The sequence below is a fragment of the Bradyrhizobium sp. 62B genome (assembly GCF_030272265.2).
In the GTDB taxonomy this organism is placed as follows: Bacteria; Pseudomonadota; Alphaproteobacteria; order Rhizobiales; family Xanthobacteraceae; genus Bradyrhizobium.
Genome location: NZ_CP092841.2, coordinates 403,068 through 419,759 on the forward strand (window position 1 = coordinate 403,068; position 16,692 = coordinate 419,759).

The 16,692-nt window shown below is 65.4% G+C and carries 14 protein-coding genes; 11 read left to right on the top strand and 3 right to left on the bottom strand.

The window, feature by feature from the left end:
• Positions 1 to 41: 41 nt before the first annotated feature.
• Genes odhB through ML401_RS01960 form a run of 4 tightly spaced genes read left to right on the top strand, consistent with a single transcriptional unit; the run spans position 42 to position 4,113 of the window.
• Complete coding sequence (odhB, locus tag ML401_RS01945; protein WP_211415077.1) at positions 42 to 1,277, top strand: 2-oxoglutarate dehydrogenase complex dihydrolipoyllysine-residue succinyltransferase; 1,236 nt, start codon at positions 42 to 44, stop codon at positions 1,275 to 1,277.
• 52 nt (positions 1,278 to 1,329) lie between these two features.
• Entirely contained in the window at positions 1,330 to 2,091 is a 762-nt protein-coding gene (locus tag ML401_RS01950) for an SDR family oxidoreductase (protein ID WP_194405440.1), read from the top strand.
• 57 nt (positions 2,092 to 2,148) lie between these two features.
• Positions 2,149 to 3,549 carry a dihydrolipoyl dehydrogenase gene (lpdA, locus tag ML401_RS01955; protein WP_285809421.1) on the top strand — a complete coding sequence of 467 codons (1,401 nt, stop codon included), beginning with the start codon at positions 2,149 to 2,151 and terminating at the stop codon, positions 3,547 to 3,549.
• A gap of 33 nt (positions 3,550 to 3,582) precedes the next feature.
• A complete protein-coding gene (locus ML401_RS01960) occupies positions 3,583 to 4,113 on the top strand; it encodes a hypothetical protein (RefSeq protein ID WP_212068953.1) in 531 nt (176 codons plus the stop codon).
• A 109-nt stretch (positions 4,114 to 4,222) separates the two neighbouring features.
• Here the strand turns inward: ML401_RS01960 and ML401_RS01965 are convergent, their stop codons facing one another.
• Both ML401_RS01965 and ML401_RS01970 read right to left on the bottom strand, forming a co-directional pair.
• Positions 4,223 to 4,810 carry a DUF4337 domain-containing protein gene (locus tag ML401_RS01965; RefSeq protein WP_211415075.1) on the bottom strand — a complete coding sequence of 196 codons (588 nt, stop codon included), beginning with the start codon at positions 4,808 to 4,810 and terminating at the stop codon, positions 4,223 to 4,225.
• A gap of 165 nt (positions 4,811 to 4,975) precedes the next feature.
• The gene (locus tag ML401_RS01970; RefSeq protein WP_285809423.1) at positions 4,976 to 5,941 is read right to left on the bottom strand and encodes a tyrosine recombinase XerC; all 966 of its coding nucleotides are present in this window, start codon (positions 5,939 to 5,941) and stop codon (positions 4,976 to 4,978) included.
• 121 nt (positions 5,942 to 6,062) lie between these two features.
• Here ML401_RS01970 and ML401_RS01975 point away from each other — a divergent pair, with 121 nt between their 5' ends.
• Complete coding sequence (locus tag ML401_RS01975; RefSeq protein ID WP_285809425.1) at positions 6,063 to 8,273, top strand: primosomal protein N'; 2,211 nt, start codon at positions 6,063 to 6,065, stop codon at positions 8,271 to 8,273.
• A gap of 212 nt (positions 8,274 to 8,485) precedes the next feature.
• Here ML401_RS01975 and ML401_RS01980 read toward each other — a convergent pair whose 3' ends face one another.
• On the bottom strand, positions 8,486 to 8,986 hold the full coding sequence (locus tag ML401_RS01980) for a septal ring lytic transglycosylase RlpA family protein (protein WP_211415072.1): 501 nt from the start codon (positions 8,984 to 8,986) through the stop codon (positions 8,486 to 8,488).
• Positions 8,987 to 9,671: 685 nt separating this feature from the next.
• Between ML401_RS01980 and ML401_RS01985 the strand changes: the two genes are divergently transcribed.
• From ML401_RS01985 to ML401_RS02010, 6 genes are all read left to right on the top strand, one after another.
• Entirely contained in the window at positions 9,672 to 10,232 is a 561-nt protein-coding gene (locus ML401_RS01985; protein WP_211415071.1) for a F0F1 ATP synthase subunit delta, read from the top strand.
• Positions 10,232 to 11,761 carry a F0F1 ATP synthase subunit alpha gene (gene atpA, locus ML401_RS01990; RefSeq protein ID WP_194405448.1) on the top strand — a complete coding sequence of 510 codons (1,530 nt, stop codon included), beginning with the start codon at positions 10,232 to 10,234 and terminating at the stop codon, positions 11,759 to 11,761. The genes ML401_RS01985 and atpA overlap by 1 nt, the downstream gene beginning before the upstream one ends.
• A 177-nt stretch (positions 11,762 to 11,938) precedes the next feature.
• The gene (locus ML401_RS01995) at positions 11,939 to 12,811 is read left to right on the top strand and encodes a F0F1 ATP synthase subunit gamma (protein ID WP_194405449.1); all 873 of its coding nucleotides are present in this window, start codon (positions 11,939 to 11,941) and stop codon (positions 12,809 to 12,811) included.
• 78 nt (positions 12,812 to 12,889) lie between these two features.
• A complete protein-coding gene (gene atpD / locus ML401_RS02000) occupies positions 12,890 to 14,323 on the top strand; it encodes a F0F1 ATP synthase subunit beta (protein WP_025032831.1) in 1,434 nt (477 codons plus the stop codon).
• A gap of 80 nt (positions 14,324 to 14,403) precedes the next feature.
• Positions 14,404 to 14,811 carry a F0F1 ATP synthase subunit epsilon gene (locus ML401_RS02005; RefSeq protein ID WP_194405450.1) on the top strand — a complete coding sequence of 136 codons (408 nt, stop codon included), beginning with the start codon at positions 14,404 to 14,406 and terminating at the stop codon, positions 14,809 to 14,811.
• A 153-nt stretch (positions 14,812 to 14,964) separates the two neighbouring features.
• On the top strand, positions 14,965 to 16,632 hold the full coding sequence (locus ML401_RS02010; protein ID WP_212068959.1) for an adenylate/guanylate cyclase domain-containing protein: 1,668 nt from the start codon (positions 14,965 to 14,967) through the stop codon (positions 16,630 to 16,632).
• Positions 16,633 to 16,692: the final 60 nt, after the last annotated feature.

A 16,692-nucleotide genomic window follows, 5' to 3' on the forward strand; every position in this document is an offset into this window, starting at 1 on the left:
CCGACCTATGACCGCATTGGCGATCCCTTAAGGAAAAGACCATGACTGAAATTCGTGTGCCGACGCTCGGCGAATCCGTCACCGAGGCCACCATCGGCCGCTGGTTCAAGAAGGCCGGCGATCCCGTCGCTGTCGACGAGCCCTTGGTGGAGCTCGAGACCGACAAGGTCACCATCGAAGTCCCCGCGCCCTCCGCCGGCACGCTGAGCGAGATCATCGCCGCTGATGGTGCGACCGTTGCGGTCGGCGCGCTGCTTGGCCAGATCACGGATGGTGCCGGTGCTGCGAAGCCTGCAGCGGCGCCCGCCAAGCCTGCCGCGGCTGCGGCGCCCGCCGCTGCCGCACCGGCTCCGGCCGCGAAGGCCGCGCCGGCCGATGCGCCGCTCGCCCCGTCAGTGCGCAAGCTCTCGGCCGAGAGCGGCGTCGACGCTTCCACCGTTCCGGGCTCCGGCAAGGACGGCCGCGTCACCAAGGGCGACATGCTGGCTGCGATCGAGCGCGCCGCCTCCGCGCCGACGCCGGTCAACCAGCCCGCTGCCGCCGTGCAGGTTCGTGCGCCGTCGCCGGCCGACGACGCCGCCCGCGAGGAGCGCGTCAAGATGACCCGGCTGCGCCAGACCATCGCGCGCCGCCTCAAGGACGTGCAGAACACCGCGGCCATGCTCACGACCTTCAACGAAGTCGACATGACCAACGTGATGGCGCTGCGCGCCCACTACAAGGATGCGTTCGAGAAGAAGCACGGCTCCAAGCTCGGCTTCATGGGCTTCTTCACCAAGGCCGTCGTGCAGGCACTGAAGGACATCCCGGCCGTCAACGCCGAGATCGACGGCACCGATTTGATCTACAAGAACTACTACCACATCGGCGTCGCCGTCGGCACCGACAAGGGCCTCGTCGTGCCCGTGGTGCGCGACTGCGACCACAAGTCGATCGCCGACATCGAGAAGGGCATCGCCGATTTCGGGCGCCGCGCCCGTGACGGCCAGCTCAAGATCGACGAGATGCAGGGCGGCACCTTCACCATCACCAATGGCGGCATCTACGGCTCGCTGATGTCGACCCCGATCCTGAACGCGCCGCAGTCCGGCATCCTCGGCATGCACAAGATCCAGGAGCGTCCGATGGTCGTCGGCGGCAAGATCGAGGTCCGCCCGATGATGTATCTGGCGCTGTCCTACGATCACCGCGTCATCGACGGCAAGGAAGCCGTCACCTTCCTGGTGCGCGTCAAGGAGAGCCTGGAAGATCCGGCGCGCCTGGTGCTCGATCTCTGATCCCTGATGCTTTGCGAGCGCCGTCGCTAGTCGCGACGGCGCGTGTCGAACCATGGAGGCGCGCGTGACCGATAAAGTCGTTGTCATCACCGGCGGCAGCCGCGGCATTGGGCGGGCGACTGCGCTTGCGGCGGCCGCGCGCGGCTACCGCGTCGTGGTCGGGTACGCCAGCAACAAGAAGGCCGCCGACGAGGTGGTCGCTACGATCGAGGCCAGCAACGGCAAGGCCGTTGCGGTGAAATGCGATGTCGCCGAGGAGCGCGACATCATCGACCTGTTCAAGGAGGCCGACAAGTTCGGCACGCTCGGGGCGCTCGTCAACAATGGCGGCATCGTCGGCACCAGCGGCGTGCGGGTCGACGAGATGTCGGCCGAGCGCATCCAGCGCGTGCTGGCGGTCAATGTCACCGGCTCCATCCTCTGCGCACGCGAAGCCGTCAAGCGCATGTCGACCAGGCACGGCGGCCAGGGCGGCGTGATCGTCAATCTGTCGTCGGTCGCCGCCAAGCTCGGCGCGCCCAACACCTATGTCGATTACGCCGCGTCCAAGGGCGCGATCGATTCCTTCACCACCGGGCTCGGCTATGAGGTCGCTGGCGAAGGCATTCGCGTCGCGGGCATTCGCCCCGGCCTGATCGACACCGAAATCCACGCCTCCGGCGGCGAGCCCGACCGGCACCATCGCCTGGCCCATATGGTGCCGATGAAGCGCGTCGGCACCGCCGACGAGATCGCCAACGCCATCATCTGGCTGATGTCGGACGAGGCCTCCTACATCACCGCAGCCACTCTCGATGTGTCCGGCGGACGCTGAGGCGCCGCGCGGACGCTGACGCATCCTCATCACGTTAAACTCACGGGACTTTCTCTCATGGCTACCTACGATCTCGTCGTCATCGGCACCGGACCTGGCGGTTATGTCTGCGCGGTGCGCGCCAGCCAGCTCGGCATGAAAGTCGCCGTGGTCGAAAAGAACGCCACCCTCGGAGGCACCTGCCTCAATGTCGGCTGCATGCCGTCGAAGGCGCTGCTGCACGCGTCGGAAATGTTCGAGGAAGCCGGCCACTCCTTCGCCAAGATGGGCGTCAGCGTTTCCGCGCCGAAGCTCGATCTGCCCGCGATGATGAACTTCAAGCAGCAGGGCATCGACGGCAACGTCAAGGGCGTCGAGTTCCTGATGAAGAAGAACAAGATCGACGTGCTCAAGGGCACCGGCAAGATCCTGGGCACCGGCAAGGTCGAAGTCTCCGCCGACGGCAAGTCGCAGGTGGTCGAGACCAAGAACATCGTGATCGCCACCGGCTCGGACATCGCGCGCCTCAAAGGCATCGAGATCGACGAGAAGCGCATCGTGTCCTCGACCGGCGCGCTGTCGCTGGACAAGGTCCCCGGCAAGCTCCTGATCGTCGGCGCCGGCGTGATCGGCCTCGAGCTCGGCTCGGTGTGGCACCGTCTCGGCGCCGAAGTCGTCGTCGTCGAATTCTTGGACCGCATCCTGCCCGGCATGGACGGCGAGATCGCCAAGCAATTCCAGCGCATCCTCGAGAAGCAGGGCTTTGCGTTCAAGCTCGGCGCCAAGGTCACCGGCGTCGACACCTCCGGCAAGTCGCTGAAGGCGACGATCGAGCCGGCCGCCGGCGGCGCCGCCGAGACGCTGGACGCCGATGTCGTGCTCGTCTGCATCGGCCGCGTGCCCTACACCGACGCGCTCGGGCTGAAGGAAGCCGGCGTCGCGCTCGACGCGCGCGGGCGGGTGCAGATCGATCCGCATTTCGCCACCAGCCTTAAGGGCGTCTATGCCATCGGCGACGTCGTCGCTGGGCCCATGCTGGCGCACAAGGCCGAGGATGAAGGCGTTGCGGTCGCCGAGATCATCGCCGGCCAGGCCGGCCACGTGAATTACGATGTGATTCCGGGCGTCGTGTATACCACGCCGGAAGTGTCCTCCGTCGGCAAGACCGAGGAGGAGCTGAAGCAGGCGGGCACCGCCTATACCGTCGGAAAGTTTCCGTTCACCGCCAACGGCCGCTCCAAGGTGAATCAGACCACTGACGGCTTCGTGAAGATTCTCGCAGATGCGAAGACCGATCGCGTGCTCGGCGTGCACATTATCGGCCGCGAGGCCGGCGAAATGATCCACGAGGCGGCCGTTCTCATGGAGTTTGGCGGCAGCGCGGAAGATCTCGCGCGCACCTGTCACGCCCATCCGACCCGGTCGGAGGCCATCAAGGAAGCCGCGCTTGCAGTCGGCAAGCGGGCCATCCATATGTAGCAAGCGCCCAGGGCCGAATCGGGCGGGAAACACATGTTGCGCCGCCTTCTTCAACCGGTCTGGGTCCTGCTTGCGATCGTCTTCCTGATCGAAGCCTGGCTGTGGGACCATCTCGAGCCGATCGTCGCGCGCGTTGTCGCGGCGATTCCGCTGGCGCGCTTCAAGCAGTGGCTGACGGAGCGCGTCGACGCGTTGTCGCCGGCGGCGACGCTGATCATCTTCGCCGTGCCGATCATCCCCTTGTTTCCGCTCAAGCTGATCGGCCTGTGGCTGCTCACCCACGAATATTGGATGACCGGCGTATCCACGTTCCTGTTCGCAAAACTGCTCGGCGTCGGCGTCACTGCCTTCGTGTTCGATGTCACGCGCGACAAGCTGTTGGAGATGCACTGGTTCGAGCGGATCTACGATCTCGTGCTGAAGATCCGCGCCAAGGCCGCCGAGCTGGTCGATCCCATCAAGCAGCGCATCCGCGAGCTGATCGCCGGCAACGGCGAAGGGTGGTCCGCCCGCACGCTGCGTCTGATCCAGCGCTTCAGGAAGAGCGTGCACCAGGCGCGGTGAGCGCCGTCACGTTGCCGGTTTCGTAGCCCGGATGGAGCGCAACACAATCCGGGACAGCCGTTCCCGCATTGCGCTACGCTCCATGCGGGCGACAAGCGTCCCTCAGCCCTCAATGCAGATGCAGCAGATGCGGCCACCACAGGCCGAGCGCGGTCATGAAGAGGCCGGCAATCGTCAGGATGCCGCTGACATAGGCCAGCGCGAACATGCCGGTGATGATGGTGGCCGAGGCCAGCACGATGCCGATCTGGAAGGCGGCCGAGGCCAACTCGAAATGATGGTATTTCGCGGTCGCCTCGTCGCGGTCGTGCTCGGCATGCTTGGCCTTCTCGGCGAGCTGCTCGGTGCCTTCGCCGGTCTCGGGCTCGGAGCGGTAGCGCTGCGCCGTCTTGGTCCAGTCCTCGACCTGCTTCTGCACGGCGGGCTTCTGCGCCTCGTCCGCGGCGGCGAGCGTGAGCTTGCCCTGTTCGGCCGCGGTCACCACCACGGTGCGGCGGATGCTCTTGGCCTGGAAGAACGCCCAGAGGTTGGCGGCCTCGACATTCTTGCTGATCGATTCGGTCTGGGCGCCCTTGCCGAGCGTCTCCGAGACCGCCAGGAACAGCGCCAGCACCGCGATCAGGAGCGCGATCTTCTTGTTGGAGCCGGACGCGTGTTCGGCGTGCTCGGCATGCTCCATGCTTTCGTGTGCGCTCATGATTCCCCTCCGCTTCGGTTCCGCAACGATTGACCGAACCGCGCGGCCTGCGCAAGAGGCACGCGCGTTGTGACGTCGGTGTGTCAGCAGCTCTCGTGTCCCGGCTCAGCAGCGCACCGCTAAGGAGCGCTGCGCTGCGTCCGGGGCACGAGAAATCGTGAGACTTCAGCGCCGCGGATGGGCGCTGGCATAGACTTCCAGCAGGCGCTCGGAATCGATGCCGGTATAGACCTGGGTGGTCGAGAGCGAGGAATGGCCGAGCAATTCCTGGATGGCGCGCAAATCGCCGCCGCGCGAGAGCAGGTGCGTGGCGAAGGAATGACGGAGCGCGTGCGGCGTGGCGCTGTCGGGCAGCCCAAGCGCGCCGCGCAGCCGCTCCATCGCGAGCTGGATGATGCGCGGGCTCAAGGGACCGCCGCGCGCGCCGACGAAGATCGGGCCCTCTGCCGGCAGCGGATAGGGGCACATCGAGACATATTCCTGAACGAGCTCGAGCACGTTCTGCAGCACCGGCACCATGCGGGTCTTGTTGCCCTTGCCGGTGACGATCAGCACGTCGCCTTCGCCGGGGCGCGGCACCTCGCGGCGCTTCAACCCCAAGGCCTCGGAGATGCGCAGGCCCGAGCCATACAGCAGCGCCATCACGGCGGCGTCGCGCGCGAGAATCCAGGTCTCGCGATCCTCGCCGGCGCGCTCGTCGGCATCGGCAAGACGTTTGGCGGAGGCCATCGGCAGCGGCTTCGGCAGGCTCTTGGCGACCTTCGGCGCACGGATCGCGGAGAGCGCGCCGACCTTGCCCTTGCCCTCGCGCTCCAAAAACCGTCCGAACGAGCGCAGGCCCGCCAACGCGCGCATCAGGCTGCGGCCGGCGATGTCGTCGGCCCGGCGCATCGCCATGAAGGCGCGCACGTCGGTTGCTTCCAGCGCGGCGAAACGTTTCAGCGTGACGCGCTCGCCCCAATGGGCGCAGAGGAAATCAAGGCATTGCCGCAGATCGCGGCCATAGGCTTCCAGCGTCTTCGGCGACAGCCGTCGCTCGGCGCCGAGATGCGACAGCCAGCGCGTCATCTCCTGCGCGATCGAGGGATCTGCGCTGGCGAGCTCGATTTGGGGTGCGGCGGCTTTGCTCATCGCTCTGGACGGATTGATTCCGCTCAGTATATCGCATCACACCCGTTTACTGTTCGCTAAGGCCGCCCCAGGGCGCTAGCCTTGGCGCTCCAGGTTCCGATTCTCCCTGCAAAGACCGTTGATGGACCATTCGTCGCGCAGCAACGCCGCCCCCACCAACGCGACCGGCATGGTCGACGTGCTGGTGCCGGTCGCGCTCGACCAGACCTATTCCTACAAGGTGCCGCGCGGGATGGAGCTGAAGGCGGGCGATCTCGTCGGCGTGCCGCTCGGGCCGCGCGAGGTGCTCGGCGTGGTCTGGGGCGAGAACGCCAATCCCGATCCGCGCCTGCACAACCGCCTCAAGGAGGTCAGCGAGAAGCTCGACATCCCGCCGCTCAAGCCCGAGCTGCGGTCCGTGGTCGACTGGGTCGCCAATTACACGCTGAGCCCACGCGGCATGGTGCTGCGCATGTGCCTGCGGATGGGCGAGAATCTCGGCCCCGAGCGGGTGCGTCCCGGCGTGCGCCTCACCGGCGATCCGCCGAAGAGGCTGACGCCGGCACGGGCGCGCCTGCTCGAGGTGCTGTCGGACCGGCTGCTGCACGGCAAGTCGGAAGCCGCCAAGGAAGCCGGCGTCTCCTCGGGCGTGATCGACGGCCTCGTCGACGAAGGCACGCTCACGGTCGAGCCGATGCCGCCGCCTGCGCCGCCACCTAGTCCCGATCCGGAGTTCGGCAGGCCGGATTTTTCGCCGCTGCAGCGGGCCGGCGTGGATGCGATGCGCGCGCTCGCGGCCAACGGCACCTTCCATGTCGCATTGCTCGACGGCGTCACCGGCTCGGGCAAGACCGAGGTCTATTTCGAGGCCGTCGCTGAAACCATCCGCCGCGGAAAACAATCGCTGATCCTGATGCCGGAGATCGCGCTCACCGGCCAGTTCCTCGATCGCTTCGCGCAGCGCTTTGGCGTGCGCCCGATCGAGTGGCACTCCGAGCTGACCCCGCGCACCCGTGCGCGCAATTGGGCGGCGATCTCCTCAGGTACCGCGCCGGTCGTGGTCGGCGCGCGCTCGGCGCTGTTTCTCCCTTACGCCAATCTCGGCCTGATCGTGGTCGATGAAGAGCACGACCAGGCCTACAAGCAGGACGAGGGCGTGCATTACCACGCCCGCGACATGGCGGTGGTGCGCGCGCATATCGCCAGGATTCCGGTCGTGCTGGCGTCGGCGACGCCGTCGGTCGAGTCCGAGGTCAATGCGCGCAAGAACCGCTATCAGCGCGTCGCGCTGCCCTCGCGCTTCGGCGGCCAGCACATGCCGCATATCGAGGCCATCGACATGCGCCGCGAGCCGCCCGCGCGCGGCCGCTTCATCTCGCCGCGGCTTGCCGGCGAGATCAGGACCGCGATTGAAAAGCGCGAGCAGGCGCTGCTGTTCCTCAATCGCCGCGGCTATGCGCCGCTGACGCTGTGCCGGGCTTGCGGCCATCGCTTCGCCTGCACCATCTGCGATGCCTGGCTGGTCGATCACCGTTTCCGCCAGCGCCTCGTCTGTCACCATTGCGGCTTCTCGATGCCGCGGCCGCCGACCTGTCCGCATTGCGCGGCGGAGGAATCGCTGGTCGCGGTCGGGCCCGGCGTCGAGCGCCTGCAGGAGGAGGCGGCCGCGTTGTTCCCGCAGGCCCGCACCATGGTGCTGTCGAGCGATCTCATCACCTCGATCGAGACGATGCGCTCCGAACTCGCCGAAATCGCGGAGGGTCGCGTCGACATCATTATCGGCACGCAGCTCGTCGCCAAGGGCCACAATTTTCCGCGGCTCAACCTCGTCGGCGTGGTCGATGCGGATCTCGGCCTCAGCAACGGCGATCCGCGCGCGGCGGAGCGCACCTGGCAATTGCTCAACCAGGTGATCGGCCGCGCCGGTCGCGAGCAGGGCCGCGGCGTCGGTTATCTGCAGACGCACCAGCCCGACCATCCCGTGATGAAGGCGCTGATCGCCTGCGACCGCGAGGCCTTCTACGATAGCGAGATCGACCTGCGCGAGAGGACGCTCTATCCGCCGTTCGGCCGGCTCGCGAGCCTGATCATCTCCGCCGGCGACCGCCCGAGCGCCGAAGGTCTCGGCCGCCGTCTCGTCGCGCTCGCGCCGCGCGACGAGCGCGTCGTGGTGCTCGGCCCTGCGGAAGCCCCGCTCGCCGTGATCAAGGGCCGCTACCGCTTCCGCATCCTGGTGAAATCGGCCCGCGGTTTCGACCTGTCGGACTATTTGCGCAACTGGCTCGCGGTGTGCCCGAAGCCGACGGGCAATCAGAAGCTCGAAGTCGACGTCGACCCGCAGAGCTTTTTGTAGAGGCCACTGTCATTCCGGGGCGCGCCGTAAGGCGCGAGCCCGGAATCCATAGGGCGGCAGTACCTGGGGTGAAATGGATTCCGGGCTCGAGCTACGCGCGCCCCGGAATGACGGCACGTAAAAAAGCCCGCGGTCCCCCAAGACCGCGGGCTTGTTTTATTCGCGCAGCAAACTGATGGAAAACTGCGCGATCACTGAGGCGCTAACGCGCCTTAGGAGACGACTTCCGCGGTGACGCGGCCGACGCCGGCGCCGGTGAGGCCGATGGCGCGGGCCGCACCCGTGGAGAGGTCGAGAACCCGGCCGCGAATGAACGGGCCGCGGTCGTTGATGGTGACGATGACGCTCGAGCCACGGTGGGTGACGCGCAGCTTGGTGCCGAACGGCAGCGAGCGGTGCGCCGCGGTCAGGGCGTTCTGATTGAAGCGCTGGCCCGAAGCGGTGCGGCTGCCGGACTCGTTGCCGTAATAGGAGGCCATGCCGGAGAAGCTGTGGCCGCCGCCCGAGGTCGGATTCATCGACGCGTTGGCGTTGCGCCAATCGGGGGTCGCGTTGGTATCGGTCTGGGCGTGGTGGCGGTGGTGATGATGCCGGTGATGCCGGGATTTGGCGGAAGCTTCGGTGGCAGTTCCACCGATGAGGAGAGTTGCGGCAACGAAAGCGATCGCCGTACGCGGCCGGGTTACAAAGCCCAGCGTCTTCAAAGACAGCATTTACTGGTCCCTAAGCTAGTATTGCCACATATGTGGCTAGTGGAGCCCCCATCAGTTTGTGAGCGGGTTCGCGTTTCGATTCCCAATGCGGCGTGAATTGGGCAGTAAATCCGTTCCGTGTCGCCATGAAACATCTTGTTACCGGCGCAGGATATTCAGCTCGCATCTCCAAATCTTCGTTTTTAACGATTTGTTAAGCAGGTTATTACTTAGAGATACTGTAAAACGAAGTTATCGCTTTCATTGTTTAGAATTGGGTAAGTATTCGGGGCGGGGAGCAACGGACGTCGGAATCACGCCTCAGCGATTCGTGTTCATGGCCGCTATGCGCTGGAGGCAGGAACCAACGGGGGGAGTTAAGGGCGACCAGGCTCAAACCATTCCGCGACACGGTAGCCCGTCACCCAAGTCCTTGATCCCTTCGTGATCGATCCTTGGATCAGGCAGTGTTCGATGTCTCGCAGCGTGCGACGAACTGGCGACAGAACCTCGTGCCTTTAATTTGGCGTCATGTTGCACCTGCGCGCCTGCTATGTTAGCAAAGCCGCGATTTTAACGAGCCCGGCACGTCCCGTGCTGGTCGAAAATCGAAGTCCCGCTTGAATTCCAAGGGCTTGGATCGCTAGGCGCCGCTTTGTGGCGACGGTTTTTCCCTTGCGAGTTTGACAGCAAAAAGAGCGCGTCTGTGGCTGCAGAAGATACGTCCGTTTCCGGTGTGTCCGGCCGTTATGCAACGGCATTGTTCGACCTGGCCCGCGACCAGAAAGTGGTCGACGAGGTCAAGGCCGACCTCGAGAAATTCGAGGGCTTGCTGAACGAAAGCGCCGATCTCACGCGCCTCGTTCGCAGCCCGGTGTTCGCGGCCGACGCCCAGTCCAGGGCCCTGTCGGCCGTGCTGGCCAAGGCCGGCATCGCCGGCATCTCCGCCAATTTCCTCAAAGTGCTGACCGCCAACCGCCGCCTGTTCGCGGTGACGGACGTCATCCGCGCCTACCGCGCCCTCGTCGCCAAGTTCAAGGGCGAGACGACGGCCGACGTCACGGTGGCGGAAGCGCTCTCTGACAAGAATCTCGACGCCCTCAAGGTTGCCCTGAAGTCGGTGACCGGCAAGGACGTCGCGCTGAACGTGAAAGTCGATCCCGCGATCATCGGTGGCCTCGTCGTCAAGCTGGGCAGCCGCATGGTCGATGGTTCGCTTCGCACCAAACTCAATTCGATCAAGCACGCGATGAAAGAGGCAGGCTGATGGACATCCGCGCCGCGGAAATTTCCGCGATCCTCAAGGACCAGATCAAGAATTTCGGCCAGGAAGCTGAAGTCTCCGAAGTCGGACAGGTGCTGTCCGTCGGCGACGGTATCGCTCGCGTCTACGGTCTGGACAACGTCCAGGCCGGTGAAATGGTCGAGTTCGAGAACGGCACCCGCGGCATGGCGCTGAACCTCGAAACCGACAACGTCGGCGTCGTTATTTTCGGTGCCGACCGCGAGATCAAGGAAGGCCAGACCGTCAAGCGCACCCGCGCCATCGTGGACGCGCCGGTCGGCAAGGGCCTGCTCGGTCGCGTTGTCGACGGTCTCGGCAATCCGATCGACGGCAAGGGTCCGATCCAGGCCGACAAGCGCATGCGCGTCGACGTCAAGGCGCCCGGCATCATTCCGCGCAAATCGGTGAACGAGCCGATGGCGACCGGCCTCAAGGCGATCGACGCCCTGATCCCGATCGGCCGCGGCCAGCGCGAGCTGATCATCGGCGACCGTCAGACCGGCAAGACCGCGATCGCGCTCGACACCATCCTGAACCAGAAGCCGCTCAACGCGCAGCCCGACGAGAACATCAAGCTGTACTGCGTCTACGTCGCGGTCGGCCAGAAGCGTTCGACCGTCGCCCAGTTCGTGAAGGTTCTGGAAGAGCAGGGCGCGCTCGAATATTCGATCGTCGTCGCCGCCACCGCATCCGATCCGGCGCCGATGCAGTACATCGCGCCGTTCACCGGTTGCACCATGGGCGAGTACTTCCGCGACAACGGCATGCACGCCGTCATCATCTATGACGATCTGTCCAAGCAGGCCGTCGCCTATCGCCAGATGTCGCTGCTGCTGCGCCGCCCGCCGGGCCGCGAAGCCTATCCCGGCGACGTGTTCTATCTGCACTCCCGCCTGCTCGAGCGCGCGGCGAAGCTGAACAAGGACCAGGGCTCCGGCTCGCTGACCGCTCTGCCGGTCATCGAAACCCAGGCCAACGACGTGTCGGCCTACATCCCGACCAACGTCATCTCGATCACCGACGGCCAGATCTTCCTGGAAACCGACCTGTTCTTCCAGGGCATCCGTCCCGCGGTGAACGTCGGTCTGTCGGTGTCGCGCGTCGGTTCGTCGGCGCAGACCAAGGCCACCAAGAAGGTCGCCGGCAAGATCAAGGGTGAGCTCGCGCAGTACCGCGAAATGGCGGCGTTCGCGCAGTTCGGCTCCGACCTCGACGCCTCGACCCAGCGCCTGCTGAACCGCGGTTCGCGCCTGACCGAGCTCTTGAAGCAGCCGCAGTTCTCGCCGCTGAAGATGGAAGAACAGGTCTGCGTGATCTGGGCCGGCACCAACGGCTATCTCGATCCGCTCCCGGTCAACAAGGTGCGCGCGTTTGAGGATGGCCTGTTGTCGCTGCTGCGCGGCAAGAACGCCGACATCCTCAATTCGATCCGCGACACCCGCGACCTCACCGACGACACCGCTGCCAAGCTGAAGTCGGTGGTCGAAGGTTTCGCGAAGAGCTTCGCGTAAGAAGAACGCCGTCATGGCCGGGCCAAAGCGCGAAGCGCGTCTTCGCAACTGAAGTCCCGGCCATCCACGTGTTACCGCGTGGCAGACGAGAACGTGGATGCCCGGGACGAGCCCGGGCATGACGACAGAGATAGGCTAGCGGCTTGATCCGAGGGATCGAACCGTCGGGGACGAAGAATGGCGTCACTTAAAGACATGCGCGTCCGCATCGCCTCCACCAAGGCGACGCAAAAGATCACCAAGGCCATGCAGATGGTCGCGGCCTCCAAGCTGCGCCGCGCGCAGACCGCGGCGGAAGCCGCGCGTCCCTACGCCGACAAGATGAGCGCGGTGATCTCCAACATCGCCAGCGCCGCGGCGGGCTCGCCCGGCGCGCCGGTTCTGCTGGCCGGCACCGGCAAGGACCAGGTTCACCTGCTGCTGGTCTGCACCGGCGAGCGCGGCCTGTCCGGCGCTTTCAACTCGTCGATCGTGCGTCTCGCCCGCGAGCGTGCCCAGGCGCTGATGGCGCAGGGCAAGGAAGTCAAATTCTTCTGCGTCGGGCGCAAGGGTTACGAGCAGCTCCGCCGCCTGTTCGACAAGCAGATCGTCGAGCACATGGACCTGCGCAGCGTCCGCCAGCTCGGCTTCGTCAATGCCGAGGAGATCGCCAAGAAGGTGCTGGCGCGGTTCGACAACGGCGAGTTCGACGTCTGCACGCTGTTCTATTCGCGCTTCCGCTCGGTGATCGCGCAGATCCCGACCGCCCAGCAGATCATTCCGCTGGTGGTCGAGACGGCCGCTGCCGCCAACACGACGTCTTACGAATACGAGCCGGAAGAGGACGAGATTCTCACCCGTCTTCTGCCGCGCAATCTCGCGGTCCAGATCTTCCGCGCGCTGCTCGAGAACAACGCCTCGTTCTACGGCGCGCAGATGAGCGCGATGGACAATGCGACGCGCAACGCCGGTGAGATGATCCGCAAGCAGACGCTGGTCTACAACCGCACGCGTCAGGCGCAGATCACCAAGGAACTGATCGAAATCATCTCGGGCGCCGAAGCCGTCTAAGGACGCGTCGGCACCCATTCAACCCATCATCCCGGTCGTTGACCGTGGTCTAGAAGTTCGGATCGAAGGAGACATTCAATGGCAGCCCAGGTCGGTCGCGTCACCCAGGTCATCGGCGCCGTCGTCGACGTGCAGTTCGAAGGCCACCTCCCGGCCATTCTCAATTCGCTCGAGACCAAGAACGGCGGCAACCGTCTGGTGCTCGAAGTCGCCCAGCATCTCGGCGAGTCCACGGTCCGCACCATCGCGATGGACACCACCGAAGGTCTGGTCCGCGGCCAGGAAGTGACCGACACCGGCGCTCCGATCCGCGTTCCCGTCGGTGAAGGCACGCTCGGCCGCATCATCAACGTCATCGGCGAGCCGATCGACGAAGCCGGCCCCGTCAAGACCGAAGGCCTGCGCGCCATCCACCAGGAAGCACCGACCTACACCGACCAGTCGACGGAAGCTGAAATTCTCGTCACCGGCATCAAGGTCGTCGACCTTCTTGCTCCGTATGCGAAGGGCGGCAAGATCGGCCTGTTCGGCGGCGCCGGCGTCGGCAAGACCGTGCTGATTCAGGAGCTGATCAACAACGTCGCGAAGGCGCACGGTGGTTACTCCGTGTTCGCCGGCGTCGGCGAGCGCACCCGCGAGGGCAACGACCTCTATCACGAGTTCATCGAATCCAAGGTCAACGCCGATCCGAAGAATCCGGATCCGAGCGTGAAGTCGAAGTGCGCGCTGGTGTTCGGCCAGATGAACGAGCCCCCGGGCGCCCGCGCCCGCGTCGCGCTCACCGGTCTGACCATCGCGGAAGACTTCCGCGACAAGGGCCAGGACGTGCTGTTCTTCGTCGACAACATCTTCCGCTTCACGCAGGCCGGCTCGGAAGTGTCGGCGCTGCTCGGCCGTATTCCTTCGGCGGTGGGTTATCAGCCGACGCTCGCCACCGATATGGGCGCGCTGCAGGAGCGCATCACCACCACCCAGAAGGGCTCGATCACCTCGGTGCAGGCCATCTACGTTCCGGCCGACGACTTGACCGACCCGGCGCCCGCGACCTCGTTCGCGCATCTTGACGCGACCACCACGCTGTCGCGCTCGATCGCCGAAAAGGGCATCTACCCGGCGGTGGACCCGCTCGACTCGACGTCGCGCATGCTTTCCCCGCTCGTCGTCGGCGAGGAGCACTACGCGGTCGCCCGTCAGGTCCAGCAGGTGCTGCAGCGTTACAAGGCGCTGCAGGACATCATCGCCATTCTCGGCATGGACGAGCTTTCGGAAGAGGACAAGCTGACCGTGGCCCGCGCCCGCAAGGTCGAGCGCTTCATGTCGCAGCCGTTCCACGTCGCCGAAATCTTCACGGGCTCGCCGGGCAAGTTCGTCGACCTCGCCGACACCATCAAGGGCTTCAAGGGCCTGGTGGAAGGCAAGTACGACCACCTGCCGGAAGCCGCCTTCTACATGGTCGGCACCATCGAAGAAGCCGTCGAGAAGGGCAAGAAGCTGGCGGCGGAAGCCGCCTAAGCTGGCGAATAGCGAATAGGGAGTGGCGAATAGCTGCTCCCTCTTTCAACCACTCGCCACTCACCATTCGCAGGTTTCTTATGGCCACCTTCCATTTCGATCTCGTCTCTCCGGAAAAGCTCGCCTTCTCGGGCGAGGTCGATCAGGTCGACATTCCCGGCGTCGAGGGTGATTTCGGCGTGCTGGCAGGGCATGCGCCGGTCGTGGCGGCGATCCGCCCGGGCATTCTCACCATCACCACCGGCGGCAAGCACGAGAAGATCATCGTGCTCGGCGGCCTCGCCGAAGTCTCCGAAAAGGGCCTGACCGTGCTCGCCGACGTCGCGACGTCGCTCGCCGAGCTCGACCGTGCGCAGTTCGCCGAGACCATCTCGGAGATGGAAGAGAACCTGAAGGAGCATGAAGGCGGCGAGCTCGATCACGCCATCGAGCGGCTCGACCATTACAAGAGCATTCAGCATCAGCTCAACGCGACGGCTATGCACTAAGCCCCGGGGCACTGCTCCGGGGCATTGGGCCTAGGATTCCTGAACAGGTTCAGCGCTCGTCACCGGCCGGTGGCGGGCGCTGAAACTTTGTTGCACCGCGCTTGCGATAGCGGCATTCTCCCCGGTGAATTTTGTTCCCGGGGCAGGGTGCAGATGAAACGCAAGATCGCAGCGATCTTCGCAGCCGATATTGCCGGTTACTCGCGGCTGGTCGCGGAAGACGAGGAGGAGACGTTGCGGCGTCTGGCCTCCTATCGCGAGGTCGTCGACGATTTCATCGCCAAGGCCAGCGGGCGCATCTTCAACACGGCGGGCGATGCCGTGCTCGCGGAATTCCCGAGCGCAGTCGATGCGGTGCGCTGCGCGATCGACATCCAGGAATCCCTGCGGACCCGCAACATGGCCTATCCGCCGAGCCGGCAGATGTCGTTCCGCATCGGCATCACCATCGGCGACGTGGTCGAGCGCGACGGCGATCTGTTGGGCGACGGCGTCAACATCGCGGCAAGGCTGGAGGGGCTCGCCGAGGTCGGCGGCATCTGCGTCTCCCGCGCGGTACACGAGCAGGTCGCCAACAAGCTGTCGGTGCAGTTCGCCGATATCGGCGCGCAGGAGGTGAAGAATATCCCGACGCCCGTTCACGCCTACATGGTGGCGATGCGGCGCGAGGACGGGACCTATGGCAAGCCGCAGCTGAAGAAGCCGGCCGCCAAGCTGGCCGCCGCTCCGGTGTGGATGTGGCCGCTGGTGGTCGCGGTGGTCTCGATCGTCGGCATCGGCGTCACAGGCTTTCTCTACAACACCAAGCTCAAGCAGGCGGCGAATGTCGTGGCGCCGCTAGCCGCGACGCCGAACGCAGCCTCCAGCACGGCGCCAACGGCAAGTGCCGTATCGCCGAGCCCGTCACCGACCCAGCTCGCCAAGGCGCCGATGGCCCCAATGGCATCGCCGAGCGTCAGCGCCGCGATGGCGCCGACGCCGTCGGCATCAGCGATGTCAGGCAAGTTCTCCGCCGATAGCGTGCCCTTCATCAACGAGCGCGTGCGCAGCTTCCTGGCAAGCGAATATGTCGCTTCCGGCGATCACAAGGCCTTCGCGCTCAATGTCGGCGGCTTCACCGGCTCGGCGCTGAACCAGGCAAGCGAGGAGGCCGCGCGCAACACCGCGCTCGAGCAGTGCCAAAAGCGCGCCGATGCCGCGCAATCGCCGCGGCGCTGCGAGCTCTACGCGGTCGGCGACACCGTCGTCTACGCGCACGGCAAGCCGCCGATGCCGCCGTCTCCCTACTTCCGGCATGATGCGATGACGGAGCGAGCCTTCGCGTCGAAGGATTTTCCGATCGTGCGCGAGCCGCAGAAAGTCCGGCTCGAGAACATCTTCGTGCCGGCGGCGAAATCCCGCTCGGTCGCGCTCGGTCCGGGCGGGCAATATTTCATGGTGCTCGGCGCCTCATCCGCCGAGGACGCGGCGCGACGCTCGCTGGAATCCTGCGGCGCGATCGCCGGCGTCGCCTGCCTCGTCGTTGCGGTCGACGACAATTTCGTCGTGCCGATCCCGACCCTGTTCAGGATCACCGGCTTCTTCAATGCCGCCTCCAACGCCTCGATCGTGGCCGATGCGCGCGACGAGGTGGTGCGCAAGCTCGGCGACGCCATGGGTTGGAATGCGGTCGCCGTCGGCACCGCCGGCCGGCCGGGCCTCGGCCTCAAAGCCGCCGCCGAGCAGGCCGCCGTCACCTCGGCCCTCGCCGACTGCGCCAAGCGCGACAGCGACTGCCACGTCATCGCCATCGGCCCATTCACGGTGGGCCCGATCAATTAGAAACTTCCGGTGAAATTTCTTCAACGATTCCAACCCCATTCTACTGTGCATGGGGTTGTT

What these genes read in the sequence shown, in the direction of transcription:
- ML401_RS01965 (WP_211415075.1), bottom strand. Translation starts at nt 4,810, where the DNA reads ATGAGCGCACACGAAAGCATGGAGCATGCCGAGCACGCCGAACACGCG.
- ML401_RS01975 (WP_285809425.1), top strand. Translation starts at nt 6,063, where the DNA reads ATGGACCATTCGTCGCGCAGCAACGCCGCCCCCACCAACGCGACCGGC.
- odhB (WP_211415077.1), top strand. Translation starts at nt 42, where the DNA reads ATGACTGAAATTCGTGTGCCGACGCTCGGCGAATCCGTCACCGAGGCC.
- ML401_RS01950 (WP_194405440.1), top strand. Translation starts at nt 1,330, where the DNA reads ATGGAGGCGCGCGTGACCGATAAAGTCGTTGTCATCACCGGCGGCAGC.
- atpD (WP_025032831.1), top strand. Translation starts at nt 12,890, where the DNA reads ATGGCAGCCCAGGTCGGTCGCGTCACCCAGGTCATCGGCGCCGTCGTC.
- ML401_RS01970 (WP_285809423.1), bottom strand. Translation starts at nt 5,941, where the DNA reads ATGAGCAAAGCCGCCGCACCCCAAATCGAGCTCGCCAGCGCAGATCCC.
- ML401_RS02005 (WP_194405450.1), top strand. Translation starts at nt 14,404, where the DNA reads ATGGCCACCTTCCATTTCGATCTCGTCTCTCCGGAAAAGCTCGCCTTC.
- ML401_RS02010 (WP_212068959.1), top strand. Translation starts at nt 14,965, where the DNA reads ATGAAACGCAAGATCGCAGCGATCTTCGCAGCCGATATTGCCGGTTAC.
- lpdA (WP_285809421.1), top strand. Translation starts at nt 2,149, where the DNA reads ATGGCTACCTACGATCTCGTCGTCATCGGCACCGGACCTGGCGGTTAT.
- ML401_RS01995 (WP_194405449.1), top strand. Translation starts at nt 11,939, where the DNA reads ATGGCGTCACTTAAAGACATGCGCGTCCGCATCGCCTCCACCAAGGCG.
- ML401_RS01960 (WP_212068953.1), top strand. Translation starts at nt 3,583, where the DNA reads ATGTTGCGCCGCCTTCTTCAACCGGTCTGGGTCCTGCTTGCGATCGTC.
- ML401_RS01980 (WP_211415072.1), bottom strand. Translation starts at nt 8,986, where the DNA reads ATGCTGTCTTTGAAGACGCTGGGCTTTGTAACCCGGCCGCGTACGGCG.
- atpA (WP_194405448.1), top strand. Translation starts at nt 10,232, where the DNA reads ATGGACATCCGCGCCGCGGAAATTTCCGCGATCCTCAAGGACCAGATC.